This window comes from Flavobacterium bomense, assembly GCF_003970355.1.
The window spans coordinates 13,234-39,677 of sequence record NZ_RYDJ01000014.1; the positions used below are offsets into that span (position 1 = coordinate 13,234).

The 26,444-nt window shown below is 34.5% G+C and carries 30 protein-coding genes; 13 read left to right on the plus strand and 17 right to left on the minus strand.

Features of this window, described 5'->3' with window-relative positions:
* Positions 1–4: 4 nt before the first annotated feature.
* From EKL98_RS11755 to EKL98_RS11775, 5 genes are all read right to left on the minus strand, one after another.
* Entirely contained in the window at positions 5–880 is an 876-nt protein-coding gene (locus EKL98_RS11755; RefSeq protein ID WP_126562592.1) for a DUF3347 domain-containing protein, read from the minus strand.
* A gap of 152 nt (positions 881–1,032) precedes the next feature.
* On the minus strand, positions 1,033–1,404 hold the full coding sequence (locus tag EKL98_RS11760) for a hypothetical protein (RefSeq protein ID WP_126554815.1): 372 nt from the start codon (positions 1,402–1,404) through the stop codon (positions 1,033–1,035).
* Between the two features lie 86 nt (positions 1,405–1,490).
* Entirely contained in the window at positions 1,491–1,835 is a 345-nt protein-coding gene (locus EKL98_RS11765; RefSeq protein WP_126458568.1) for a phage holin family protein, read from the minus strand.
* Positions 1,836–1,889: 54 nt separating this feature from the next.
* Positions 1,890–2,648 carry an alpha/beta fold hydrolase gene (locus EKL98_RS11770; protein ID WP_126562594.1) on the minus strand — a complete coding sequence of 253 codons (759 nt, stop codon included), beginning with the start codon at positions 2,646–2,648 and terminating at the stop codon, positions 1,890–1,892.
* 106 nt (positions 2,649–2,754) lie between these two features.
* Positions 2,755–3,468, minus strand: coding sequence for a pyridoxine 5'-phosphate synthase (locus tag EKL98_RS11775; protein ID WP_126458562.1), 714 nt, complete (start codon positions 3,466–3,468; stop codon positions 2,755–2,757).
* 113 nt (positions 3,469–3,581) lie between these two features.
* On the opposite strand from EKL98_RS11775, the gene EKL98_RS11780 reads away from it, so the two are divergent.
* The 8 genes from EKL98_RS11780 (at position 3,582) to murI (ending at position 11,925) form a co-directional block, all read left to right on the plus strand.
* Positions 3,582–4,241, plus strand: coding sequence for a CBS domain-containing protein (locus EKL98_RS11780; protein ID WP_126562596.1), 660 nt, complete (start codon positions 3,582–3,584; stop codon positions 4,239–4,241).
* Between the two features lie 78 nt (positions 4,242–4,319).
* Positions 4,320–5,204 (plus strand): NAD kinase, encoded by an 885-nt coding sequence (locus EKL98_RS11785; RefSeq protein WP_126554809.1) that lies wholly within the window; start codon positions 4,320–4,322, stop codon positions 5,202–5,204.
* 167 nt (positions 5,205–5,371) lie between these two features.
* Complete coding sequence (gene porG / locus EKL98_RS11790; RefSeq protein ID WP_126554807.1) at positions 5,372–6,046, plus strand: type IX secretion system protein PorG; 675 nt, start codon at positions 5,372–5,374, stop codon at positions 6,044–6,046.
* 4 nt (positions 6,047–6,050) lie between these two features.
* On the plus strand, positions 6,051–6,791 hold the full coding sequence (locus EKL98_RS11795; RefSeq protein WP_126458549.1) for an isoprenyl transferase: 741 nt from the start codon (positions 6,051–6,053) through the stop codon (positions 6,789–6,791).
* A complete protein-coding gene (locus EKL98_RS11800; RefSeq protein WP_126458546.1) occupies positions 6,724–9,453 on the plus strand; it encodes a BamA/OMP85 family outer membrane protein in 2,730 nt (909 codons plus the stop codon). Before EKL98_RS11795 ends, EKL98_RS11800 begins: the two co-directional genes overlap by 68 nt.
* Positions 9,454–9,490: 37 nt before the next feature.
* A complete protein-coding gene (locus EKL98_RS11805) occupies positions 9,491–10,513 on the plus strand; it encodes an OmpH family outer membrane protein (RefSeq protein ID WP_126562598.1) in 1,023 nt (340 codons plus the stop codon).
* 21 nt (positions 10,514–10,534) lie between these two features.
* The gene (locus EKL98_RS11810; protein WP_126458540.1) at positions 10,535–11,035 is read left to right on the plus strand and encodes an OmpH family outer membrane protein; all 501 of its coding nucleotides are present in this window, start codon (positions 10,535–10,537) and stop codon (positions 11,033–11,035) included.
* 110 nt (positions 11,036–11,145) lie between these two features.
* Positions 11,146–11,925: a glutamate racemase gene (gene murI / locus EKL98_RS11815; protein ID WP_126458537.1), complete on the plus strand. Its 780-nt coding sequence runs from the start codon at positions 11,146–11,148 to the stop codon at positions 11,923–11,925.
* Positions 11,926–11,937: 12 nt separating this feature from the next.
* Here murI and EKL98_RS11820 read toward each other — a convergent pair whose 3' ends face one another.
* Positions 11,938–12,453 (minus strand): gamma carbonic anhydrase family protein, encoded by a 516-nt coding sequence (locus EKL98_RS11820; protein WP_126458534.1) that lies wholly within the window; start codon positions 12,451–12,453, stop codon positions 11,938–11,940.
* Positions 12,454–12,464: 11 nt separating this feature from the next.
* Positions 12,465–13,463, minus strand: coding sequence for a PorP/SprF family type IX secretion system membrane protein (locus EKL98_RS11825; RefSeq protein ID WP_126562599.1), 999 nt, complete (start codon positions 13,461–13,463; stop codon positions 12,465–12,467).
* 168 nt (positions 13,464–13,631) lie between these two features.
* On the opposite strand from EKL98_RS11825, the gene EKL98_RS11830 reads away from it, so the two are divergent.
* The 4 genes from EKL98_RS11830 to EKL98_RS11845 all read left to right on the plus strand — a co-directional run bounded on the left by EKL98_RS11830 (position 13,632) and on the right by EKL98_RS11845 (position 16,878).
* Positions 13,632–14,531: a NifU family protein gene (locus EKL98_RS11830; RefSeq protein ID WP_126562601.1), complete on the plus strand. Its 900-nt coding sequence runs from the start codon at positions 13,632–13,634 to the stop codon at positions 14,529–14,531.
* Positions 14,532–14,735: 204 nt separating this feature from the next.
* Positions 14,736–14,834 carry a dodecin domain-containing protein gene (locus EKL98_RS18510; protein WP_317125130.1) on the plus strand — a complete coding sequence of 33 codons (99 nt, stop codon included), beginning with the start codon at positions 14,736–14,738 and terminating at the stop codon, positions 14,832–14,834.
* A 511-nt stretch (positions 14,835–15,345) separates the two neighbouring features.
* Positions 15,346–15,966, plus strand: a complete 621-nt coding sequence (locus EKL98_RS11840; protein WP_197037217.1) for a hypothetical protein — start codon at positions 15,346–15,348, stop codon at positions 15,964–15,966.
* 66 nt (positions 15,967–16,032) lie between these two features.
* Positions 16,033–16,878 carry a mechanosensitive ion channel family protein gene (locus EKL98_RS11845; RefSeq protein ID WP_126554794.1) on the plus strand — a complete coding sequence of 282 codons (846 nt, stop codon included), beginning with the start codon at positions 16,033–16,035 and terminating at the stop codon, positions 16,876–16,878.
* A 60-nt stretch (positions 16,879–16,938) separates the two neighbouring features.
* On the opposite strand, the gene tsaB is transcribed toward EKL98_RS11845, so the two are convergent.
* The 4 genes from tsaB to EKL98_RS11865 form a co-directional block, all read right to left on the minus strand.
* Positions 16,939–17,607, minus strand: a complete 669-nt coding sequence (gene tsaB / locus EKL98_RS11850; protein WP_126458522.1) for a tRNA (adenosine(37)-N6)-threonylcarbamoyltransferase complex dimerization subunit type 1 TsaB — start codon at positions 17,605–17,607, stop codon at positions 16,939–16,941.
* A gap of 97 nt (positions 17,608–17,704) precedes the next feature.
* Entirely contained in the window at positions 17,705–19,003 is a 1,299-nt protein-coding gene (locus EKL98_RS11855) for an efflux RND transporter periplasmic adaptor subunit (RefSeq protein WP_126562603.1), read from the minus strand.
* 6 nt (positions 19,004–19,009) lie between these two features.
* Complete coding sequence (locus EKL98_RS11860) at positions 19,010–20,380, minus strand: TolC family protein (protein WP_126562605.1); 1,371 nt, start codon at positions 20,378–20,380, stop codon at positions 19,010–19,012.
* Between the two features lie 82 nt (positions 20,381–20,462).
* Positions 20,463–21,143 (minus strand): efflux RND transporter periplasmic adaptor subunit, encoded by a 681-nt coding sequence (locus EKL98_RS11865; protein ID WP_199740697.1) that lies wholly within the window; start codon positions 21,141–21,143, stop codon positions 20,463–20,465.
* Between the two features lie 240 nt (positions 21,144–21,383).
* Between EKL98_RS11865 and EKL98_RS11870 the strand changes: the two genes are divergently transcribed.
* On the plus strand, positions 21,384–22,793 hold the full coding sequence (locus EKL98_RS11870) for a DUF4403 family protein (RefSeq protein WP_126562607.1): 1,410 nt from the start codon (positions 21,384–21,386) through the stop codon (positions 22,791–22,793).
* A gap of 33 nt (positions 22,794–22,826) precedes the next feature.
* Here the strand turns inward: EKL98_RS11870 and EKL98_RS11875 are convergent, their stop codons facing one another.
* From EKL98_RS11875 to EKL98_RS11900, 6 genes are all read right to left on the minus strand, one after another.
* Positions 22,827–23,096, minus strand: a complete 270-nt coding sequence (locus tag EKL98_RS11875; RefSeq protein WP_126458507.1) for a hypothetical protein — start codon at positions 23,094–23,096, stop codon at positions 22,827–22,829.
* Positions 23,086–23,670 carry a DUF420 domain-containing protein gene (locus tag EKL98_RS11880; RefSeq protein ID WP_126562609.1) on the minus strand — a complete coding sequence of 195 codons (585 nt, stop codon included), beginning with the start codon at positions 23,668–23,670 and terminating at the stop codon, positions 23,086–23,088. The genes EKL98_RS11875 and EKL98_RS11880 overlap by 11 nt, the downstream gene beginning before the upstream one ends.
* The gene (locus EKL98_RS11885) at positions 23,671–24,357 is read right to left on the minus strand and encodes an SCO family protein (protein WP_126554780.1); all 687 of its coding nucleotides are present in this window, start codon (positions 24,355–24,357) and stop codon (positions 23,671–23,673) included. It abuts the gene before it with no gap.
* An 11-nt stretch (positions 24,358–24,368) separates the two neighbouring features.
* Positions 24,369–25,010, minus strand: a complete 642-nt coding sequence (locus EKL98_RS11890) for a hypothetical protein (protein WP_126458498.1) — start codon at positions 25,008–25,010, stop codon at positions 24,369–24,371.
* Positions 25,011–25,087: 77 nt separating this feature from the next.
* Positions 25,088–25,438 carry a cytochrome C oxidase subunit IV family protein gene (locus EKL98_RS11895; RefSeq protein WP_126454166.1) on the minus strand — a complete coding sequence of 117 codons (351 nt, stop codon included), beginning with the start codon at positions 25,436–25,438 and terminating at the stop codon, positions 25,088–25,090.
* 21 nt (positions 25,439–25,459) lie between these two features.
* Positions 25,460–26,437, minus strand: coding sequence for a cytochrome c oxidase subunit 3 (locus EKL98_RS11900; protein ID WP_126458495.1), 978 nt, complete (start codon positions 26,435–26,437; stop codon positions 25,460–25,462).
* Positions 26,438–26,444 lie beyond the last annotated feature (7 nt).

Genomic DNA, 26,444 nt, shown 5'->3' on the forward strand with positions numbered 1-26,444 from the left:
ATAATTATTGAAGCGTCTCTACCGTTTTTCCACAAGTCATCATTTGCGAACCGTAATACGGATTCTTAACGGCATTTTCTTTGCTCAACCAGTTGGCTCCTTTACCGCCATTTGCCATAGGACAAAACTGAAGATAAACCGGAGTCTCGTATTTAGCCACTTTTATCAATTCATACATCGATTTTGATAAATCCATGAAATGATCTCTCTGATGAGAAATATCTTTTGTATCACCAATATGCTCTGAATGTTCTTTTAAGTCATTCAAAACTTTCATCCAAACAATATGTTCTTCCGATTTTAGTGTTTCCATCTTCACGGAATTGATTGCCATTAATAAATCCTTCGCTTTCAAGGAAGTACTGTTTCCGTCTGTTTTCACTAAAGCATCTTTTAAAAGAAAATAGCTATCAAAAACAGCTTTTAATGTAGTATCTACTTGTTGTTTTGGAACTGCATTATCTGGGTGATTGGCGTGGCCTGCATGATTTTCTGTAGTGACGGTTTCCATTTTCGTTGCTGGAGAAACGGCTACTTTTGCTTCTCTTTCATATTGGCAACAGCCATGTAGTTTGTCATAAACAGCATCTGGAGCAAGAAACTTATCACTGTCATACCCTGCTAAAGCAATGCGTTTCAGGATTTCGTCTTGACTTGTTTTAGTCGAGTCATACGTGAGTGTTGCCATTTTGGTGTCTTTATTCCACTCGACTTTCGCTGCTTTTTTCAGGTTACCTGTAGTTTCTATGGTGCTTTTACACATCTCACAGTTGCCATATATTTTTACCGTTTCTGTTGTAGCATTTTTAATTTGCGCATGGCTGATTGTGATTGAAAGCAACAGAGTAGTTGCCATCAATATTTTTTTTATTGAATTCATTTTGATATTATTTTGAAGTGAATTAGTCACAAAACATTGAAAACAACAGCTTATTTTGCTCTGTTTTTTGAATTGTAATTGACTACGTTTATTGGTTTTTAAAGCATATACTGCTTTGAACAAGACAGTTTTTTGGCTGTCAAAAAAGAAATTTAGCTTATTTTAGGTGGAAGCCAAATAGAACGGAAATGGGATGAGATAAAGATTTCCGAGTAATAATAATTTTGTTTTTCAGTAGAAAAACTAAAAATTTGCTTGTTTAATTCCGTGTTAAATATGGATGTTAAACCCAAATGAATTGCTGTACTGCCACAAGAAATACTCTTGCAAGCACCGTTACAACCATCATGCAACCCTTTATTTGATTTTTTTTCTTTATTACAACAGTCTTTTTGCTCCGTTTTTGAAGAGAATTCTTTTTTGCAACACGATTTCTCTGCTTTTATTCCACACGCAATAGCTACGCTTGGAGTCATAAAGAACCCAAGCGTAACTAGTAACAATATGTAAAAATTTTTAGACATAGTATCGTTTAAATAAAGTACAAAGATATTGATTGATTCTTAATTTCAAATGCATTACGTCATAAATACGTGTTAAAAATAGCCTATTATTTTCCCTCGCCTAGAATTCCATTCATTATAGACTGCGATACGGATAATATAATACTAAAAAACAAGGCAGTCCAAAACGTATCTACGCGAAAACCGTCCACAATTTTTGTACACAACAAAATCATCAGTGCATTAATAACCAATAAAAACAAACCTAAAGTTAGTATCGTTACCGGCAAAGTTAGTATCACTAATATTGGCTTGATAAATATATTAAGTAATCCAAGAACAATTGCCACAATCAAAGCCGTGGCGAATCCATCTACACGCACACCCGGCATAAAGTTCGCAATAAGCAATACTAAACCAGAGGTAATAAGAATTTTGATGAGTAAATTCATAAGTTTATCTTTTTAAATTTTAATAAATGTAGTGAAAATTAGAAACCATCTCCTTTATTTTAAAAAAGAAGTGACTTTTTGATAGAACTCAGCTGGATTTTCGGCATGAAGCCAATGCCCTACATTAGGAATCGTTTCAATATTTGAATCCGGGAAATGCTGTTTTATAATTTCAAAATCGCTGTCTAAAATATAATTTGATTTTCCGCCTCGAATGAACAAGGCTGGTTTCTCGAAAACGGAATTCTTAGGCAACGGAATTCCTATTTCATCCATTTTTGTATTGAAAACTGCCAAATTAAATCGAAAGGCAAGTTGCCCGGGCTCTTGCCAAAACAAATTCTTCATCAAGAATTGTCTGGTTCCAAAATCAGGAACAAACTTCTCCATGATTTCTTCGACATCACTTCGACTTGGTTTTTTTGAAAAATCAACCGCATTCAATCCCGCCAAAATATCCTGATGATGCTGCGGATAAAATTTTGGTCCTATGTCCGCAACAATTAACTTATTAACTAATTCAGGATGCAATGTTGCCAGAAGCATGGCTATTTTCCCGCCCATCGAGTGTCCTAAAATATTGATATTTTCTAATTTATGAGCTTGACAGTACTCGTAAACATCCTGCGCCATAATTTCGTAGGTAAAATTCTCTGAGTGCAGGCTTCGTCCGTGGTTGCGTAAATCGAGAATATGAACCTGAAAATCAGTTGCGAATTGCGTTCCGAGTGTTTTCCAGTTATCAGACATCCCCAGAAATCCGTGAAGAATTAAAAGTGGCTGTCCTGATCCTTCTATTTTTGAAAAAAGCATATAATTTTAGATTTTAACGTTATGATTTAAATTAAAAACCATTAAGAAAGTAAAGCTATTAAGCTTAAAACTTAATCCATCATAATTTCTTAATGGTTAAAAAAAACTATTTTAATTTTTGCAAATACATATTCACCACATTGTCTAATCCCAGATAAATAGCTTCGGAAATCAGTGCATGACCAATAGAAACTTCGAGTAATCCCGGGATATTTTGTTTAAAAAATTGAATGTTATCCAAACTCAAATCATGACCTGCATTGATCCCTAATCCAAGCGCATTGGCTAGGATGGCAGCGTGTGTGTATGGCACAATTCCGTTTTGATTTCCTAAACTGTATTGGTGTGCGAATGCTTCGGTATACAATTCAATTCTTTCGGTTCCAATTTTTTTTGCACCTTCAATCATTTCGAGAACAGGATCTACAAAAATGGACGTTCTAATTCCGTTTCGTTGAAACTCCTGAACAATTTCAGTCAAATAAGAAGCGTGCTTTATGGTATCCCAACCAGCATTAGATGTTATGGCATCTACAGCATCCGGAACTAGAGTTACCTGAGTCGGTTTTATTTCCAGAACAAGGTCGATAAAGGTTTTTTCTGGATTTCCTTCTATATTATATTCCGTATAAACAGTCGTTTTTAAATCCCGTGCATCCTGATAGCGAATGTGGCGCTCATCCGGACGGGGATGTATGGTAATTCCTTGCGCTCCGAACTTTTGAATGTCGGCAGCTACTTTTAATAAATCAGGAACATTTCCTCCACGAGCATTACGTAAAGTAGCTATTTTATTGATGTTTACACTTAATTTTGTCATTGGAACCCTTTTTGATTAAACCAGTACTATTTCTTGAAGCAAAAATACAAAGTAAAACTTAGGAGTTTTTGCTTATTTTTGATTATTTTGCATGAAATATTTTTGCCTTATTTATGATCGGAATTACAGACTATATAACCAATGATTTTAAAGCGATTAACAACCAAGATACTATTGCGGTTGTTCAAGAATTCTTCAATGACGTCCACTTTTCACATTTCCCAATAATCGAAGAAGGGGTGTATCTGGGCAGTATTGCCCGCGAAGATCTAGAAACTTTTGACAGCACTAAAAAAGTATCTGATTTTCGCTATTCACTGGAAGGGTTTTTCACAAGAACTAATACAGTATGGCTTGATGTGCTGGAAGTTTTTGCAAAAAATCAGACTAATTTAGTTCCGGTTTTAGACGAAAACAACACCTACGTGGGTTATTATCAAATAGAAGACATCATGAAGTTTTTTCATGAAACTCCTTTTTTAAAGGAACCCGGTGGCGTTATCGTTGTCAAGAAAGCCGCTTTAGATTATTCTATGAGTCAAATTACCCAAATAGTCGAAAGCAACAATGGCAAACTTTTAGGTGTATTCGTCTCCGAATTAGATGTTGAGAGCGTTGAAGTTACCTTAAAAATAACGTTAGGCGCTATCAATGAAATAATACAGACTTTCAGAAGATATGATTATGAAATTATATCCGAGCATCAAGAAGACAATTACATCAATAATTTGAAGGAACGCTCTGATTATTTAGACAAGTACCTTAATATATAGTGCTCGTTTAACCGATTATTTGTTTAATCGATTAAATACTAAAACAAACATATCAACATTAAACGATTACACAAAAAGATGAAAGTAGCGATCTACGGCCAATATTATCAAAACAGTACCGAACCTATTATAAACGACATCTTTGTTTTTTTTAACAAAAATAATGTAGAGATGATTATTGAGTCTCATTTTTTGCTGATGCTCAACGAAAGGAAAATTGTAGAAAAAAAATACAAAACCTTCACATCCCACACTGAACTTGATTCTAGTTTTGATATGCTCATCAGCATTGGAGGAGACGGAACTATTTTAAGAGCGGCCACTTTAGTGCGGGATTCCGGAGTTCCTATTTTAGGAATAAATGCGGGAAGACTAGGTTTCCTTGCAACCGTCCAAAAAGAGAATATCGCAACATTCATGCAATTTGTCATTGACAAAAAATACACCATCTCAAAAAGAACATTACTGAGCGTAACCTGCACGCCACCAAATGAATCCATCCAAAAAATGGATTTTGCCATGAATGAAATTACGGTCAGTAGAAAAGACACTACATCGATGATTACGATAGACACGTACTTGAATAACGAATTTTTAAATTCATATTGGGCCGATGGGTTAATTATATCAACACCAACAGGATCTACGGGGTATTCTTTGAGTTGTGGCGGTCCAATCTTGACACCTGATGTAAAAAGCATCGTCATCACCCCAATTGCTCCCCACAACCTAACGGCCAGGCCTCTTGTTGTTCCGGATGAAACAGAAATTAGACTAAAAGTTTCCGGAAGAGAGGAAAATTATTTAGTGTCCTTAGACTCCAGAGTTACCTCGGTAAAGAACGAATCCATACTGACCTTAAAAAAAACACCCTTTCAAATCAATATGGTAGAAATACCCGAAGAAACTTTTTTAAAAACCCTTCGAAGCAAATTACTTTGGGGACAAGATAAGCGTAACTAAATCATTTTAATAAATAATATACGATTCTATGTTTTTTTTTCGTTTGAATAAATAAAATACTCACTTTGCGCAATTTACTTGTCAATTAATCAAAAAAACACACATTTAACTGAATGGGTATTGAATCGTATTGATTATTATTATATTTGCACGCAATTTTTGATTGAATGAACAAGATTTTCTATTTATTGTTTTGCTTACTCCCATTTACGAACACCCAGGCTCAGATCCACGAAATTGGTGTTTTTGCAGGTGGAAGTAACTTTGTAGGCGATGTTGGTCCTACGACTTACCTTGCGCCAAACGAACCTGCTTTTGGGGTTTTATACAAATGGAATAAAAGTCCAAGACATGCTTACCGATTTTCATACATGCAGTCAAACATAAATTCAGATGATTCAGATTCAAAAGAAGCAGCAAGAAACCAAAGAGGATATCGTTTTGAAAACAATCTAAAAGAAGTCTCTTTAGGACTTGAATTCAACTTTTTTGACTTTAATCTTCACGACTCTCGAACTAAAATTACACCTTATGTGTTTTCAGGAATCAGTTATTTCCTGAGCAGGTACAAATTGACAGACACGCAAGCAGGTACAACAGCAGAAGGCAGATCAGAAAGAAGAAAATCAATAGCGATCCCGATGATTTTAGGAATCAAGTCAACGCTATCTCCCAGTTTAATATTGGGATTAGAAACCGGAGCACGGTATACGCTGACCGATGATATAGAAGGAAGTTATAATGGGAATTTTGGAAATATAAATAATAATGATTGGTATGTCTTCACAGGAGTTACGCTAACGTATACCTTTGGAAACAAACCCTGTTATTGTGCAGAATAAAAAAATGAATTTACTAGACACTATAGATGCAACGAACCTACCAAACCATTTGGCTATCATAATGGATGGTAATGGCCGTTGGGCAAAACAAAAAGGACTCTTACGAGCTTTAGGTCATGAAAGCGGGACAAAATCAGTAAAAAAAATAATTGAAGCCAGTGCTAAACTAGGGATTGATTTTCTAACACTCTATGCTTTTTCTACCGAAAACTGGAACAGGCCCAAACTGGAAGTAGAAACCTTAATGAAGGTACTCATCAACTCCTTAAAAAAGGAATTAAAAACCTTACAGGAAAACAATATAAAACTGAATGCTATTGGTAATTTAGAAAAATTACCAAAATCTGCACAAAAAGAGCTCCTCGACGTTATTAGTAAGACAAAAGACAACACGCAAATGACACTAACCCTAGCGTTAAGCTACGGTTCCAGGGAGGAAATTGTCACTGCTGTAAAAAACATTTGCAGTAAAGTTAAAAATAATATAATTTCAATAGACACTATTGACGATTCCATTATTAATGAGCATCTTTACACGCAAAATTTACCTGATGTAGATTTATTAATACGAACTAGTGGAGAGCATAGAATAAGTAACTTTTTGTTATGGCAAATTGCCTATGCAGAATTATATTTTACTGATGTATTATGGCCAGACTTTAAAGAACAAGATTTATATGAGGCTATCATTAGTTATCAAAAAAGAGAACGTAGATTTGGAAAAACAAGTGAACAAATTAAATAATTATTTAGTGTTAAATAAAAGCATCAGAATAGCCCTCACCGTTTTAATTTTAGGAAGTTTTACACAAGTTAAAGCACAAGAAAGAGTTCCTTTTGATCAAGGAAAAAAATACATCTTAGGAGATGTAACAGTTGTTGGCGATATCACTTTCAACACTCAAACTGTAGTTACTTTTGCTGGTCTGCAAAAAGGACAATCGATAACTATTCCTGGTGAACAAATAAGCAGCGCCATAAAAAAACTAGGAAAACTGGGCTTGTTCGATGAAATTTCATTTTATATCAATAGAATAGAAAATGACAGCATCTATCTTGATTTGAATATCGTGGAATTACCTAAATTGAGTGGTGTAAAATTTGTAGGTGTAAAAAAATCAAAAACGGAAGCTTTAATTAAAGACAACAGCCTTAACAAAGGGAAAGTAGTCAATGAAAATTTAATTACCACTACAAAAAACTACATCGAGAACAAGTATAAAAAAGATGGGTATTACAACACCAAAGTAAACATAAATACTGCCAAAGACACAGCTACGATAAACCAAGTCAACATGGTTATCAATGTAGACAAAGGAAATAAAGTAAAAATACAAAAAATTGATTTTGTAGGAAACACAAAAATATCCGATAAAGTATTGCGTAAAGCAATGAAGGATACCAAACAAAAAAACTTCCTGCGTGTTTTAAAAGGCTCTAAATTTATAAAAGAAAAATACAAATCGGATTTAGAAAACGTAATCGCTTCTTACAAAGAGAAAGGCTATAGAGATGCCAGAATACTTTCGGATTCTGTTACCTATGACAAAGACAAAAAAGCCTTAATGATTAAAATAAATGTCGAGGAAGGAAATAAATACTTTTTTGGAAACATTAAATTTTTAGGAAATACCGTTTATCCGGATCAATATCTAAACAGAATTTTAGGTGTCAAAAAAGGGGAAACCTACAACGGAGTACTTCTGGAGAAAAGAATTGCAGACAAATCAAAACCTGACGGAGAGGACATCACGAATTTATACCAAAACAGCGGTTATTTATTTTCTAATATCAATGCTGTAGAGGTAAGAACCGCAAATGATACCATTGACTTTGAAATCAGAGTTACTGAAGGACCAATTGCATACTTCAATAAAATTACAGTAGTAGGAAATGACAAGACCAATGACCGTGTAATTTACCGGGAATTAAGAACCAAACCAGGAGAGAAATATAGCAAAGAAGAGTTAGTACGAACCATTAGAGAGATTGGCCAATTAGGATTTTTTGATCCGGAAGCCATCGATCCAAAATTCAAGAATGTAGATTCAGGAGCAGGAACTGTAGACATTGAATACAATCTGGTGGAGAAAGGATCCAGCCAAATCGAACTTCAAGGTGGTTACGGTGGTGGTGGTTTCATTGGAACATTAGGACTTTCTTTTAATAACTTTTCAGCCAGAAACTTACTCAATAAAGAAGCCTACAAACCGCTTCCTATGGGAGATGGTCAAAAAGTATCGTTACGTTTACAGGCCAGCACCTTTTTTCAAACGTATAGCGTCTCGTTTTCCGAGCCTTGGTTTGGAGGTAAAAAACCCGTATCTTTTAGTACCTCATTGTCATACAGCAAACAATTTTTGAATAATTTTATAACACAAAGAGCCGATAAAAGTAAGAGTTTTAATATCATTACATTGTCCGTTGGCTTGTCAAAAAGATTAACGGTGCCGGATGATAACACGTATTTATCTCAATCCGTAAGTTACCAACATTATGATTTAAATAATTACAACACTGGATTATTTACTTTTGGAAACGGGTCTTCCAGAAATTTAGCGTATACTATAGGACTAACGCATACCAATAAAGGATTCAATCCTATATTTCCAACGTACGGTTCTGAATTTAGTTTAACCGCTAAATTTACACCACCCTATTCATTGTTGAATGGAATAGATTATGCCACACTAGGCGATAAAGAAGAATACAAATTAAAAAACACTGTAGACCGACAAAATGTGCCTGATGGAAATGGGAATATTGTTCAAATTGGAGATTATATTGACACCAACGGAAACAAAGTGACCGATTTTAACCTGGCGGCAACAAACATTAGTAAAGTAGATCAAGAGCGATTTAAATGGTTGGAATATTATAAAATAAAGTTTAAAGCGGACTGGTATACTAAGATTTACGGAAAATTAGTCCTTAGAACGTTGACTGAATTTGGATTTCTTGGAGCATACAATCAAGACAGAGGTTCAGTTCCGTTTGAACGATTTTATCTTGGGGGTGACGGACTGGCTAACTTTTCTATGGATGGTAGAGAAACCATTCAGTTAAGAGGGTATCCTAATAATTCATTGACACCCGTAAATAGCACAGGAGATCAAATTGGAGCTACGGTTTTTAACAAATTTTCAATGGAGTTACGCTATCCAATAACATTAAAATCATCCGCATCAATTTATGCTTTGGCATTCATGGAAGCAGGTTCGTCATTTAGTGATTTCAAGAGCTATAACCCTTTTGCCTTAAATCGTTCCGCAGGAGTTGGATTGCGTGTATTCATGCCCGCATTTGGTTTGTTGGGAATTGATTTTGGCCATGGTTTTGACGCTCTGCCCGGACAAGCAGAACCAAACGGATGGGAAACTCACTTTATTATTGGACAACAATTCTAAAAAATTGATTTAAAATTTTTCTAGTACGTTACTATTTATGAGAAAACAATTTTTATATCTTTTTTTAATTTTAGCAGTTGCGCAGACTATGAAAGCGCAAACTAGAGGAACCAAACTGGGCTATATTGATATGGAATACATTTTACAGAATGTTCCAAATTATACCGAAGCAAAAGTTCAATTAGAGCAAAAAGCCCAAAAATGGAAACTAGAAATTGAAACTAAAAAAATTGAAATCAATAAATTGAAAGATGCGTTAAAAGCCGAAAAAGCACTATTAACCAAAGAACTCATTAGCGAAAGAGAAACAGAAATTAGTTTCCTCGAAAATGAAAATTTAGACTATCAACAAAAAAGATTTGGACCCAATGGCGATTTGATCCTACAAAAATCTATTTTGGTAAAACCAATACAGGATCAAATTTTTACTGCCGTTCAGGATATTGCTGAAGCAAAAAAATATGATTTCATCTTTGATAAAGCCTCTGATCTTACCATGCTGTTTGCAGCAAAAAGATTTGATATCAGTGAGCAAGTTTTACGTGTATTGAACCGTACAGAAAAAAGAGAACAACTGACAAAAAAACAACTTCAGGAAGAAGAAGCCAGAGAAAGCAAGGAAGATGCGTTAGATGAAAATCCTACCTTAGCCGATAGACAAAAAATCCTGAACGATAAAAAAATAGCCCGAGACAAATTGCTTGAAGACCGAAAATTACTTCAAGAACAAAGAAAAAAAGAATTTAACGACAAGCGAAAACAAATAATAGCTGACAGAGAAGCTAAAAAAACTGGCACGGTTTCTGCAAATGTCAAAACAATTGACACCGTTACAGCACCATCAGTAAGTGACTTAAAAAAAGAAAAAGCTAAAGAAACTGTTGAATTAGCCAAACAAAAACAAGCTGATGCCAGAACTAAAACATTGGAAGATCGTAAAAAAGTCATTGAAGATCGCAGGAAAGCTTTAGAAGAAAGAAGAAAAAAAATACTGGAAGACAGAGAAGCTCTCAAAAAAGCAAAAGAGGAAAAAATAAAAGAAAATACAAACAATAATTAATTACTAAATACTTTAAAAACGATGAAACAAATCAAAACCCTATTAATTGCTGCCCTTGTTATTTTAGGAGCAAATCAAACAATTACTGCACAAACAAAAACAGCACATGTAGATGTAAGTGAAATTATGACAAAAATGCCTGCAATGTTAGATGCTCAAAAACAATTAGACAAATTGAGTACTACGTATGATGCTGATTACAAAAAAATGGTTGAAGAATACCAAGCTAAATTAAAAAAGTACGAAGCAGAAGCAGCAACAGTTACTGAAGTTATAAACACAGAACGTTCTAAAGAAGTTCAGGACATGCAAAAAAGAATTGTTGACTACAGAGACAATGCTCAAAAAGAATTGCAACAAAAAGAATCTGATATCGTAAAACCATTAATGGAAAAAGTAAGAGCTTCGATCCAAAAAGTGGGTAAAGCAAAAGGGTATCAATATGTTTTAGACGGTTCAACTCTTTTACTTGCTGATGGTCCAAACTTGACTATGGATGTAAAAAAAGATTTAGGTTTCTAAAAAAAAGAACAAAATTCAAAAAAACTGCTCACCTTATATTAGGACAGAGCAGTTTTTTTGTTTAACAAATATTCTAGGAAATTAAAATTTCAGCGCGTAACTTTGTTTCTATGAACAACAACGATCAACCTATAGGGATTTTTGACTCAGGAATAGGTGGCACCTCCATCTGGAAAGCAATTCACAAACTACTTCCAAACGAAAAAACCATATACCTTGCCGATAGCAGGAATGCACCTTACGGACAAAAAACAAAAGAGGAAATTGTTGCATTAAGCATGAAAAATACCGAATTTCTGCTTGATATGAAATGTAAATTAATTGTAGTTGCCTGCAATACGGCAACAACTAATGCCATTCAAGAATTAAGATCTAAATATAATGTTCCTTTCATAGGAATAGAACCTGCGATAAAACCAGCAGTCACTCATTCAAAAACACAAATAATAGGAATTCTGGCTACACAAGGCACACTAAACAGTGAACTTTTCAATAAAACCACTGAAAAGTACCAAGACACTAAAATAATTGAGCAGGTGGGACATGGATTAGTGCAATTAATTGAAAATGGAGAGATTAACTCACCCGAAATGACCACATTACTTCAAGCCTACCTGATTCCTATGATTAATGCCAATATTGATTATTTAGTATTAGGTTGCAGTCACTATCCGTATCTGATTCCTCAAATAAAAAAAATCCTTCCCAAACACATTCACATTATAGATTCCGGTGAAGCAGTTGCCAAACAAACTCAAAACATATTACGGGAAAATATAGGTTTCGCATCATCACAAAACAACGAACCTATTTTTTATACCAACACCAATCCAAAAGTATTGACTGAAATTTTAGAAAACAAGTATACGGTAGAACAGGAAAATTTCTAAAACGGCTGAATATTACTCCTCCTTGAACCAACTGGAATACATAACATAATTATTCGAAATGCGTTCAATTTCTCCTGCAAAATCGGACTGATCTATATCCTTAACTTTTCTAGCGGGAACTCCTGCCCAGATTGTCCCTGAGCCTACAACAGTGTTCTGAGTAACAACAGCACCGGCAGCTACAATAGAATTACTTTCGATAACACAATTGTCCATTACTATCGCCCCCATTCCAATCAATACATTGTCGTGAACCTCACAACCATGCACGATTGCATTATGTCCAATAGAAACATTATTTCCTATGAGTGTAGGATGTTTTTTGTACGTACAATGAATAATAGCACCATCTTGAATATTGACTTTGTTTCCAATTTTAATACAATTAACATCGCCTCTGATAACAGCATTAAACCATACACTACAGTTGGTTCCAAAAGTAACATCCCCAATAATAGTGGCATTTTCAGCAACATAACAATCCTTCGGAATAGAAGGTGATTTACCGTTGACAGATTTTATTAGCATGATAAGATAAATTAGTTAATTGCCGGACAATTGCAATCGTATTTTACAGGTTTACAAAACAAATCAATCCCAAGGGTAATTTGGTGGTAACCACCATTATCAAATTTAACCGCTCCAGACAATTGAGAATACGTATAAGCGACCATAAATTGATCAAAATTCACACCCACAATTGGTGTTATGTATTGCAGTTTTTGTTTGGAAATTGTATTGCCATCAAGATATTCTGCACCATCAAAACTTCTTCGATAGGACAATCCACCCCAAACTCTACCAAAATCTAAATTTTTATATGCTTTCAAATTAAGGTCAATTGATTTCTCTTTTGTTTGATCCACCAATTGGAATAAAACAGAAGGCTCCCATAAAATTTGATCTGAATTACCAAAAACATACCCTGCACTGAATAAAAACTTCCTTAAGTTATCACTTTCATATTCCGTGTAAATATTTCTTCTCGTTTCAATTGCGTTTTTTACTGTCGCATGCGCGTAAAAATCTAAAAAATTATAGGATATTCCAAAGTCCACGTTAAAATAAGAATCTTTTTGCACCACGGTTCCGTCAATTATTGGATCAAAATCCCCTGACTGCAAAAAAGCGGTTTCATCTAATTGACTTTGTATCAATCCACCACTAATCCCGAAAGACAATTGATTTAAATCAATTTCATCTCTTGAAAACATAAGGTGATACGCATACGTCAATTTTATTCCTTTTTGAGAATGATACCCGTTTTTATCATTAAAAAGTATAAAACCCGCTCCTGCTTTTTCACCTACTTTACCATTAAAACTAAGTGTTTGTAATTCAGGCGCGTCCTTCTGATCGAACCATTGCTTACGACCGGTTAACCTAATTTTAGCACAATTTGCCGCTCCGGCCATAGAAGGATGTATCAAGTAATAATTGTCTGACAGATAATCTGAGTACACCGGTATTCCTTCCTGAGAAAAGGAATAATGTGACATCAAAAAAATAATGGCTAGAAATCTAATCTTATTATACATTCAAATACTTTTTAGTAAAACGGATGCGATCAAAAAACAATATAAATTATTAAAAAAAAGCAAAAGCCGAATCAAACACGTAAATTAAAGTTAATTTATTCATTAAAAAATCAAATATAGGTATTCGTAGAAAATAACTTTAGTAAATTTGTAAAAAATTCAAAACTGATGAACAAAGTTACCATAAAAGAGACCCAAAATCCAACGATATTAAAATTTGAATTTAACGATTTCATCACTCAAAATGAAAGTTTTGAATTCAAAAATATAGACGAGGCAAAAACATCCCCTTTAGCACAACAATTATTTTACCTGCCTTTCGTAAAAACAATTTATATCTCCGGGAATTTTATTGCCGTTGAAAAATATAATATTGTTGAATGGGATGATGTCAAAGATGCTGTGGCGCAACAAATAGAAAAATTTGTAAATGATGGCGGATTAATCATTACTATAGAAGAAAATAAGTCTAAAAAACAACCGGTGACCGTGTATGGCGAAACAACTCCTAATCCGTCAGCTTTGAAATTTGTAGTTAGCAAAATACTCACTAAAAACGCTATTGAATTCAAAAATATCGATCAAACTGGCGCTTCTCCATTGGCAAAAGAACTGTTCAAATTCCCTTACGTAAAAGAAATTTTTATTGATGAAAATTACATCTCCGTAACTAAATACGAAGTCAATGAATGGCAAGAAATTACCTTAGAACTAAGAAGTTTCATCAAGCAATACATAGAAAATGGAGGAACTGTTTTAGATGAAAATTATATTGCCACGGTAACTGCAGAAGAAAAAATAAAAGTAAAAGAATTTGACACCCTGGATGTCACTTCGCAACAAATCATTAATATATTAGAAGAATATGTAAAACCCGCAGTACAAGCTGATGGTGGAAATATAGCCTTCGATTCCTATAATGAAGCCGACAAAACTGTAAAAGTGATTTTACAAGGTGCTTGTAGCGGATGTCCTTCTTCTACATTTACTTTAAAAAGCGGGATAGAAAACATGTTAAAAAGCATGTTAAATGACGAAAGCATCAAAGTAGAGGCAATAAATGCATAAAAAGGAAAAATAATTCAAAACATTGATTTAAATATAGTTACGTTAAAAAAATGTATTTTAAATTGAAAATACATTTTAATCTTTAACTTAATACCTAGAAATCAGGTCAATATTAAAAGTAATTGAAATTCTTTGCAGTTCTGAAACAAGTTGGCAAGATGGAGCTCGAAAAGAATAGCCAAAGCCTGAAAATCTGTAAAACACATGCGGTCCGTCTATGTCCATGACCAAAGCGTAACCATCAGTAATGGTGTTATAACAGAATTTAGAATAAATCTAAAATTAACTTTCGAACACGAATAGAGTAGCTAAAAAAATCAAAGCGTTTCATCAGAAGCGCTTTTTTTTAGGAGCAATTTCCCGTTATCCGTTACAATCTTTTTCTTTTTAAAGAAAAAAGAAAAAGGATTTCCACTTCTACCGGGGCTAAAAAAATTTCCATGAATAAATTCCATTTTGAAACCAGTCCCTATTTATTACAACACCCCAAAAATCCAGTAAACCGAAAACTCTGATTTCAAAATCATTGGCACCAATCCTAGAAAAAGACAAACCCAACATTATAAACACCGCTAATTTCCCAGCCATTAACAACCAACCTGTACGGCACTACTGCAGCAATAACAGGAATACAAAACTATCAAATTATCTTTTTTACAGGCACGCATCTCAAACCAAGAAAAGCTGTCATCCTTGAGTCAAAACTATACCTGTTCAATGCCAAATACTGATTATCAACAAATTATTAATGATTTAATAAAGTAATCATAGAAAAAAATCACTACTATTGTAAGACCAATCAAATAGAAATACCATGGGACTAGCATCATTTTTTAAAAAATTATTTGGCTCAGCCAAAGAAACGACTAATGAATTAGCGAACAAAGCAGAAACTAGTTTTGATCACGCCAAAAAAACAGCGGCACCTTACTTAGAAAAAGCAGAGAATTTCGTAGCAGAAACATTTGAAAAAACAAAAGAAAGCGCAACACCCTATTTTGAAAAAGCAGAACTTTTTGCTGAAGATACTTTTGAAAAAGCAAAAGAAACGGCAGCGCCAATTATAGAAAAAGCAGAACACTTTGCCAGCAATACTAGAGAAGTATTAAGCGAGTATTCAGCCAAAACCGGAGAAGCTCTTGGGGATTTAGTAAATAGTATAAAAGAAAAAACTGATGCAACTGCTGACAAAGCATCAGATATGGCCATTGAGAAAAAAACAAGCGTATCTGAAGTTATTGATACCCTAAAAGAAAAAGCAAGCGAAACTGCTGACAAAGCAGAAGACTTAGCCAGTGATGCAAAAACAACCGCTTCTGAAGTTGTTGATACCCTAAAAGAAAAGGCAAGTTCCCTTGCACATGATGGCGATGAAGAACTAAAACAGAGCAAAAAAGAAACCATAAATAAAATAGAAGAAGAAGATGCCGATTAATTTATTCGTATTTTTGTCTTTCAAACTTAACCTTCTCCTTTTGAGAAGGTTTTTTATTACATAAAAATGAATTTAGATCCAGACCAACTTTCTAGTTACGCTAATACTTTTTTAAAAGTATTGATAGATTATTCTCCAAAATTGATTTCTGCCTTTATAATTCTATTTGCTGGACTTTATATCATCCGCCTCATCAATAGATTCATAAGAAGAATAATGGTGAAAAGGAATCTAGACCCTACACTGACAAAATTTCTGGCAGATATCTTACTTTGGGTTTTGCGGATCATCTTATTTGTTTCTTTCATCTCAAAACTTGGGATTGAAACGTCTTCCTTCGTGGCTATTCTTGGCGCAATGGGACTTGCTGTAGGCTTATCTCTCCAAGGATCACTCTCCAATTTTGCAGGCGGCATGTTGATTATTCTCTTTAAACCCTTTAAGGTTGGCCATACAATTGAAGCCCAAGGGGTCATTGGAACTGTTAACGAGATACAAATATTTGTAACCAAATTAATCACAGCTAACAATCAAACTATTTTTATACCCAATGGATCTTTATCAAATGGAAATATCATAAATTATTCTTTACAAAGGATCAGAAGAGCTGATTTGACAATTGCTATTTCTTATGATACGGATATTAAAAAAGCACGCGAAATGATCACGGCAGTTCTAAAGAACAATCCAAAAGTGCTTGAAACACCTGCTGCTGAAGTATCCGTAAAAAACCTCACCGACAGCGCCATCCAAATAGCGGTAAGACCTTGGGCTACAAATGAAGATTTTTGGGGTGTTTATGCCGATACATTGGAAAACTGCAAACAAGCGTTTGATACTGCTGGAATTATTATTCAGCCTTATGTTAAGGAGTCGTCAAAAAAGAATAACACGGAGAGTAATGAAATATAATAATAAAGGCAGAAGTTACGACACTATTATTTTAAAACCCAGATTCCACAAAAGCAATAACTATTTTTTTGAAGTCGTAATCAAAAAATCTTTCAAATAATAAGGCTCAAAGTACGCAACATCAACGGTGTCACTTACTTTGAATTTCTCATAACTCAAAGCGCTCATTTCTTTGGCAGAAGGATATTTAATCTCCTCTAAAAAAATATGATTTTTTTTAGTTAAAACCAGCTTGCATTTCTCGGCACAATCTCCAACAAAATAGATGGATTCCTGCAAATCTTCAAATGAATTCTCCGTAATTATTTCGGCAAGAACTTCTCGTTTTTTTTCTAAATTCGGGTTAAAAACAGCACTATATACTTCCATTCTTCGCGCATCAATCATGGGAATAATCAATCCGCTGGAAACTGTAACCTGCGATGCCAACGCTTGCAAAGTATCAATAGCAATCAATGGGATGTTCAGTGCATAGCAAAGCCCTTTTGCTGCCGAAACCCCAATTCGCAAGCCAGTATATGAACCCGGTCCCTGACTTACGGCAACAGCGGATAAATCCTGAAGCGTAATTCCGGCTTCTTTGATAATTTCCTCAATAAAAACATGCAATCGTTCCGCGTGGGAATATCCTTCTTCTGCTATTTCTTTGCAGAGAATCGTTTTTCCTCCTTTTGCAAGAGCTACCGAGCAATTTTTAGTGGCGGTTTCAATATTTAATAAGTAAGACAAGCCGTTTAAAGTTTAAAGTTTAAAGTTCCTCTCGAAACCTTTAATTTGTTTTATTTTTGAATTACAAAATTCGCATTATTTATCCTGTTTTTCGCTTTTATTTTTTCTTAATTTCCTTATCTTTTTTCAGCATCACTTTATCTCCTGAATTCAGTTCCTTAGCGACTGTAGAGTATGGCCCAGTAATGACCACATCACCTTTTTTAAGACCTGTCAAAACTTCAATATTAGTATCATCCTGAATTCCGGTTTTAATAACTCTAATTTTTGCTTTATCCCCTACTTTTACAAACACACATTCGTATTTTTTATCACTTTTAGGCGCTGCTCCTTTTTGTTCTTCAGCTGGATCTGCCACTTTAATCTCTTTGACTGAAGCCGTATCTGACTTTATAACAACAGCACTTATAGGCACTGTCAGTATATTTATTTTTGTATCGGTAATAATATCAACCGTTGCGGTCATTCCTGGTCTAAAAGGGGAATATGTTTCTGGTCTCCCTTTAAGTAAATCTTGATAAGATTCCTTCAAAATTCTAACTTTTACTTTAAAATTAGTGACCTGATCAGCTGTCAAAGCGGAACTGGCTGAATTAGAAATACTAGTTACCGTCCCTTTAAATTGTTTTTTTAAATAGGCATCTACCTCCACATTTGCTTCATCTCCTACTTTAATTTTTACAATATCATTTTCATTGACATCCACTTCCACTTCCATATTATTTAAATTGGCCACTCTTAAAATCTCCGTTCCGGTCATTTGTTGCGTACCCAAAACGCGCTCGCCCAGCTCTACATTCAGTACTGAAATGGTTCCGTCAGCGGGTGCATAAATGGTGGTACGCCCTAGATTATCTTTAGCCTCATTTACGGTTGCCGCAGCACTTTGAACATTAAAGTAAGCCGTTTGTTTTGATGCTTTAGCAACTTCATAAGAAGCAACTGCTTTATCCCAATCTGATTTTGAGATAATGCCTTTTTCAAATAATATTTTGTTTCTCTCGTAATTTGATTTGGATTCTTTAAAAGAGGCCTCCGCCTGACTCAAAGCAGCTCGTGTGCCTGATAAATTAGAAACGGAACGATTGTATCCTGAAGTATACAAATCCGGATTTATCTTGACCAATAAATCGCCTTTTTTAACGGCTTGTCCTTCTTTTACATTCAAAGAAATAATTTCGCCTGAAACCTCCGATGAAATTTTAACTTCAATTTCTGGTTGAATTTTCCCGGTAGCCGATACGGTTTCAATAATAGTTGAGGGATTGACCTGGGCGATTTCAATTTCTGTTCCCTCATCTTTATTTCCTATAACACCTGCTTTTGAAAGCGTTACTAACAATACAATAGCTGCTACTGAAACACCTAATACAATATAAATTGTTTTTTTTGACATGATAAATTAGTATTTGATAATTGGAATTCCAAAATAGAATTCTAGTATTTTGATTTTAAAAATATAATCGTATTTGGTTCTAATAATTTCTGATTGTGCATTCGTCAGTAAGGTTTGTGATTGATTAAAATCAAATGAATTCATCAAACCTACATCATATTTTTCTTTGGCATAATCGTAAGCACCTTGTCTCGCCTCAAGTGCCACAACTGAGGATTCATAGGCATTTAGTGCGCCTTTAGCATCTGTAAAGGCAGTAAAAACATTACGCTGCAAATCTAAATCCTGCTGTTCCACTGCAATTTTTGACCGTTCTAAACTTACTTTTGAACGTTCTACATTGTTCCTCACCGAAAACCCATTGAATATCGGAATCGACAATTGTGCTCCAAAAGACTGTCCTTTATTACTATTAAACTGTTCGAAAAACGGAGCTGAATTTTTAGTGCCAATTAGATTCCTCATACTATCAAAGAAAGGGACATCAGCATAAGAAACTCGGCTATTAAAGCTGTAAAAACCTTGTAAAGTAGGTTGAAAAGCTCCTTTGGCAATCTCCAGATCTTTCTGTGCAATCTCCAGATTTGTTCTGGCAATTTTCAGTTCAGTTCTGTTTTCTAATGCTTTGTCATAAATAGCAGCTGGAGTTTGTACCATTATATTATTTTTATCTCTAATGTCAGTATCATCTACTACATCAAAATCTTCAAACTCTTTTAATTGCAACAACTGCGCTAAACTTAATTTAGAAATTAATAAAGCATTATCTGCAGCAATAACATTTTGATTGTTCAATGCTACTGTAGCTTTGATATCTAATAAATCCCCACGAGGAATTGAACCTGCTTTAACTAATTCTTCAGAGCGTACATATTGTTTTTCATTAATTTCCAACTGTTCTTTTTGTACTTTTAGATTTTCTTTATTAAAAAGAATCTGTAAGAAAGCGTTGGCAACATTCAGGGCAATATCCTCCTGCATTTTGAGTAATTGGTATTTAGCCGCCACAATTGAAAGATTAGCTCTTCGAAGTGTATTTTGATTTTGCAGTCCTTTATAAATATCCACTCCAACATTGGCTCCAGCCGAAGTAAACTGCGTCGTTTGGTTCTGCAAAAGCCCTGTTGTAATATCCTGATTCAAACCAATGTTCCAGGAATGTGATGCATTTGCATTTAAAGACGGCAGAAAATTTCCGATGGCTCCTTTTTTATCAATAAGAGCTGTTTTACTATCTAATTCAGATTGCTTGATGGAAATATTGTTTTGAATGGCATATTTCACGCATTCCTCGAGGGTCCATTTTTTGGATTGCGCCTGAATAGACAAACTGAACAGCGTGATAAAAACGAAACTGATATAACTATTTTTTTTCATATATTTTAGATGAAAGTGTAACAAAGGTACTACACATATTTAACATTTTTTAAAAAACTGAATTTCTTTTTTAAGTACAGATTTAGGGTTTCACTTCTTCGCTTTTTAAGACTTGATTCCAAACTTTAATCGTATCGGAAGCTTTAATTCCACTTTTGATTTCGACATAAATACCATCGCTGATACCCAAGATTAACTCCTTTCTTATAAATTCCTGCGTCCCCGTTTGAATCTCTACGTATGGTTTTTGTGTCTTCTTATCAAATTGAATCAGCGCCTCTTTCAGTGCCAATACCTTATCCACTTTTTCAAGTATAATTGACACATTTACTCTAAAACCAGCGCGAATAAAAGTGTTCTCACTATTGGCTAATGATGCTTTGATTTCAAATTGGATGGCACCATTTTCAGTTTTACCTTTTGGAGCAATGTATTGCAATACGGCGTCAAATTTTTTGTTCTCGATAGCGCCAATGGTAATTTCGATGGGTAATTTTTCTTTTATTTCGCCCACTTCTGACTCGTCAATTTTTCCCACAAATATCATTCGGCCTACATCTGCAACACTTGCAATTGTTGTCCCTTCATTGAAGTTATTACTTTCAACAACCTGATTCCCTACTTTTACGGGAACAGTATCTAAATTGTAATTCCCGGAATCTGCCTCATCCAGAATTCCAAGTGTGTTTAATAGTGTTAATTTCCCTGAACCAGGGGAACCCATAATGGCCACTAGCTCGCCTTCCTTGATATTGAAATTAATCCCTTTTAAAACATGTAGATCAGAACTTCATATTTTATACGATTTGTACAGGTCTTTAATTTCAATCATAATCTGGCAATTTTAAAACACTATTTAATTAGTTTCAACAGTAAATTATACGGAAATAAAAAGAATGACTTCAAGGATTTTAACCATAAGACTTCGTTGCAGATAAAATGTTACACTTTAATCTTAAAAAAGAATAGTTTTATTAATTTTACCGCTTTAAACCCGAATTAAATGCCAAAAACGCTATCAACCCTGCTTACACTCTGTTCTATAATTTTATTTTTTAGCTGTTCGTCAACAAATCAAATTGAAGCTTTGAAACCTGAGCCTGACGACGCAACACCATTAGTCTATGAAAATACTCCGTCCTTTATCAACTTGCCCATCAGTATCAAACTGAAAGAAATTCAAAACCAAACCAACACTCTAATGAACGGCTTGATTTACGAAGACAACAACATTAACGATGATGGCATTGAAATGAAAGTTTGGAAATTGGCACCAATAAGTATCGTGAATGACCCGGAGAACTCAGGAGAAAAAATAAAAACTATTTTACCCTTAAAAGCGGTTGTGAAATACCGAATTGGCACTAAAAAAATGGGTATTGAATTGTATGATACGCGGGAATTCAACCTGAATGGCGTGATCACTTTAGTAAGCGAAATTAGCTTAACCAATTGGAAACTGAATACCACAACACAACTGCAATCATTGGACTGGAATGAAAGCCCAACGATGCGTGTTTTTGGAAAAAATGTTCCAGTTACCTATTTAATCAATCCTGCCATCCAATTATTTAAATCGAAAATCGAAAATAAAATTGATGCCGCTATTGCGAAATCAATGGATTTCAAGCCGAATGTCTTGGCCGCTTTAGAAAAAATTTGCACCCCTTTTCAAATGAGTACTACTTATAACAGTTGGCTTCGTATTGTTCCTATTGAAATTTATTCTACAAATGCCCAACTAAAAAAAGACACTTTTGTGTTGCAAATGGGGATGAAATGCAACATGGAAACCATAATAGGACAAGAACCTGATTCTAAATTTGATGCCTCAAAGATCATTTTAAAACCAGTTACTAAAATTCCAGAAGCCATCACTGCAAATATCATTGCTGTTTCGACCTATCAGGAGGCTTCAAAAATAATGACCAAGAATTTTGCAGGCCAGGAATTTAGCTCAGGATCAAAGAAAGTAAAAGTGCAAAATGTAGCAATTTGGCACAAAACCGGAAAAATGATTATTGCGCTAGAAATAACAGGATCTGTAAACGGAACACTCTATTTGTCCGGATTACCCAAATATAATGAACAAACAAAAGAGATCTATTTTGATCAATTGACCTATGCTTTGGATACCAAAAATAAATTGATGCGCACTGCTAGTTGGCTTGCACAAGGATTTGTATTGCGAAAAATGGAACAATCTTGCCGATATTCCTTGATACCAAATCTTGAAGATGGTCAAAAAAATATACTACCTTATCTAAAAAATTATTCTCCAATGCAAGGCGTGTTCATCAATGGAAAAATGGAAAACATTCAATTTCAAAGAATCCAATTGACAAATCAAGCCATCTTAGCCTTTATAAAAGTAAAAGGAACCATCAATGTCGCTATAAACGGCCTGAAATAATTTTTCCATTTTAAAAAAAATAAAAAGTGCTGTTTAACTGGATTTGTTTTTTTTCATTCGATAAATAGCGTAACCAATCCCTGCAACCAGAAGATAAGGAATTACCATTAAATATACAATTCCGTCATTAACCGCCGCTGCTGTAGTGGTATTTCCTTCACTCGTCAATGCTGCGCGACACATCGCACATTGGGCCTTTACAGAGGACGAAAAAAGAAAACAAATTAGTACAAATATAGATACGGACCACTTTCTGATGATGCTCTTGGTTTTTGAAATCTGGCTTTTACTTTTAATATACATAATAAGGGGAAATCATTAAATAAACAATTACTCCGGTAACGGCGACATACAACCAGATTGGGAAAGTAATTTTGGAGATCTTTTTATGACTTTCAAAATTTTGTGCTAATGCTCTAACGTACGTAATTAAAACCATTGGAATAATCACAATCGATAAAATAATATGCGTGATTAAAATCAATAAATAAACGATTCGTAATGATCCTATAGTTACTCTTTCAGAATCCTCTAATATAAGATTATGGTTAGAATCTCCAAAAATAGCAGAAACGGACGTCATGTGATAGGCAACATACATTACCAAGAAGGCAATAGACAATGCAATAGCGCCTGTCATCAACCTTTCGTGTAATTTTCTTTTTCCGTTTTTAATTGCTACTACGGCTGCTACTAACAAAATCGCAGTAACCCCATTAGTGGCAGCATAAATGGGTGGCAAAAAAGAAAGAGGCGCTACATTATATCCCAAATCTTTTAATTTGACCCCAAAGAGTATAGCCACAACCACTGGTATTAATACCGATACCGCTATAATTAGCGTATTGTATTTTTTTTCTAAAGAACTGTTTTCCATTTACTCTTTTAATAAAATATTAATATCCTGTTGGATGTTCCTTACTCCTTTTTTATCTAAACCATCGTAATATAAAATTGGATTCCCAAAATCATCTTTTCTACAACGAATATTTCCATTCTTATCAATCAAGGCAAACAATCCTGAATGCTCGAATCCACCTGCTGCTTTATTATTTTCCCCAGCATAAAGATTAAATCCCTTATTGGCCAGATTAAAAATGTAGGCTTTATCCCCGGTCAAAAAATTCCAATTCGTAGATTTTACTCCTAAAAAGTCTGCATGCTCTTTTAATACTTCTGCAGTATCGTGCTCTGGATCTATAGTAATAGAAACGATCCCAAAATTAGGATTTCCGAAAAAACTTTTTTCAATAAGAAGCATACTTTCATTCATCTTTGGACAAATAGTAGGACAAGTTGAAAAGAAAAACTCTAAAACATAGACCTTTCCTTTGTAGGTTTCATTCGTTATTTTTTTATTGTCTTGATTTGTCAATTCGAATTGTGGGGCTGGACCAATTTTAGTTAGCTTCTCACCTTCTATAACTGCTGGCCTCACACTGTCCAGACGATCGCCCTGAACCACTTTGTCATTTTTAATTCTATCTACAATTTTTGGAATCGCATAGATGCCAAAAATCAAAATAATAAACGAAATACCGATATATGATTTATTCTTAAACATAAACTATAAATTTAAATTTTTCTACTGGCATTCTTATTTTTCTTCAGAGCAGCGCGATATTCATACAAAATGACTTTAAAATCATCCAGCATTTCATTGCTTAACTCAGCGGGGTGAAACGTATTATACCCCTCTTTGGTATCTTTTACTAATTTCCTCCCTCGAAGATTGCGTTCTTTATCGATGATATACACTTTGGGAGTCCCTAACTTTTGGTCAAGGTTCTCGATCAGTTTTAATTGCTTGTGATACGCTTGAATTTCTTCAGCTGAGGCAAACACAAAACGCCATTGTGCCATATCTGTAAAAGCGGACAAGGCATCAACTACTTTCTTCGCATCTTTCTCAGTCCCTATAGGGCAAATTACTACGAACTGGACATCTTTAAACTTATGATACGTTTGATAAATTTTCTGATTTAGGTTAAAAAGGTTGCCTCGGTTTATCAAAAGATCTGTCCCTGAAAACCCCAGAACGGTAACCTTATCATTTAAACTGATTTTTCCTCCGTCTAAAGTAGACCAATCTCCAAAATCAGCTGTTTTAGGGGTTACAATAGGAAGTTTTGTAAAACTGTTTACACCAGAAGCAAAAAAGAGGTACGCAACGATGGGTAAAATAAAAAGAACAAAAAGAACACTATTTTTTTTCATTGTGACAATGCTATTTATTAAAGTACAAAAATAAAAAAAGGCACGCAATGCGCACCCTTTTTTGAATTAATATCGTGTTAAAAATTCCATTTAATCGTGGAATTTTTAAAAACCTCATGAATATAATCTCCTTCTGTCAAAAGAATGAAAAGCAGGTAAATGATCAAGAAAATTAAAGGCAAAACAACTGCACTTCTTAAACTACTTTTTTCACCCTCCATGTGCATGAAGGCCCAAACTATATAGTACGCCTTATAAATTGTAAGGCCATAAAATATCCAGTTAAGCAAATTCATACCCATAAAATTATTCATGTGAAGAACTTCAGGTTTCAAAATCCCAAGAATAACTTCTATTATGGTAACGGCAGATAATATTCCGAAAACTTTCCAGATTCTGCCTATGTTAGATACGTGTACGTGTGACATGATAATTACTTTTTTTGAAAATTAAACAAGATAGAAAACGGTGAATACAAACACCCAAACTAAATCGACAAAATGCCAATAGAGCCCCACTTTTTCTACCATTTCGTAGCTACCTCTTTTTTCATAGGTTCCAATTAATACATTAAAAAATATAATAATATTAATTATTATTCCTGAAATAACGTGAAAACCGTGAAAACCGGTAATAAAGAAAAAGAAATCAGCAAATAATTTACTTCCATATTCATTTCTGACCAGATTTGCGCCTTCCACAACATAATGTGCCTGACCCAATCTAGATACGGATTCTTCTCTAGAAAGAATTGTTTTCTGTTTGGTTGCGGTCATCACTTCTGTTCGAATCAAAAGTTCAGGATGTGCTTTGAAACCGGCTTGAACCTCGGCTACAGAATAGGAAGGTAATGATGGCTCACTCATAAACCATTTGGCTTTATTTGGAGTCAATTGCTCTCTTTCTTCGTGCAGATTGGCAGCAAAATCAGCCAAAGCTACACGATTTCCGTCTTTATCAACAAACTGAAGCAAACTACCGCCTTTTGTTTCGATAGCGCCGTATTCGCCTTTGATGAAATTTTTCCATTCCCAAGCTTGAGACCCTACGAAAATCAAACCTCCAATAATAGTCAAAAACATATAAAGGATTACTTTGTTTTTTTTCATTTGATGCCCTGCGTCAACGGCCAAAACCATAGTCACAGATGAAAAGATCAAAATAAAAGTCATTAATGCTACATAATACATCGGAGCAGATACCCCATGCATAAATGGAAAGTGTGTAAACACTTCATCAGCCAACGGCCATGTCTCAATAAATTTAAATCTAGAAAAACCATACGCGGCTAAAAATCCAGAGAACGTTAAAGCATCCGATACGATAAAAAACCACATCATCAATTTGCCATAACTTGCCCTCATTGGCTCATTCCCGCCTCCCCAAGTTTTCTCTTCACTATTTGCAGTAGTAACTGTCGCTTCCATAAAAATT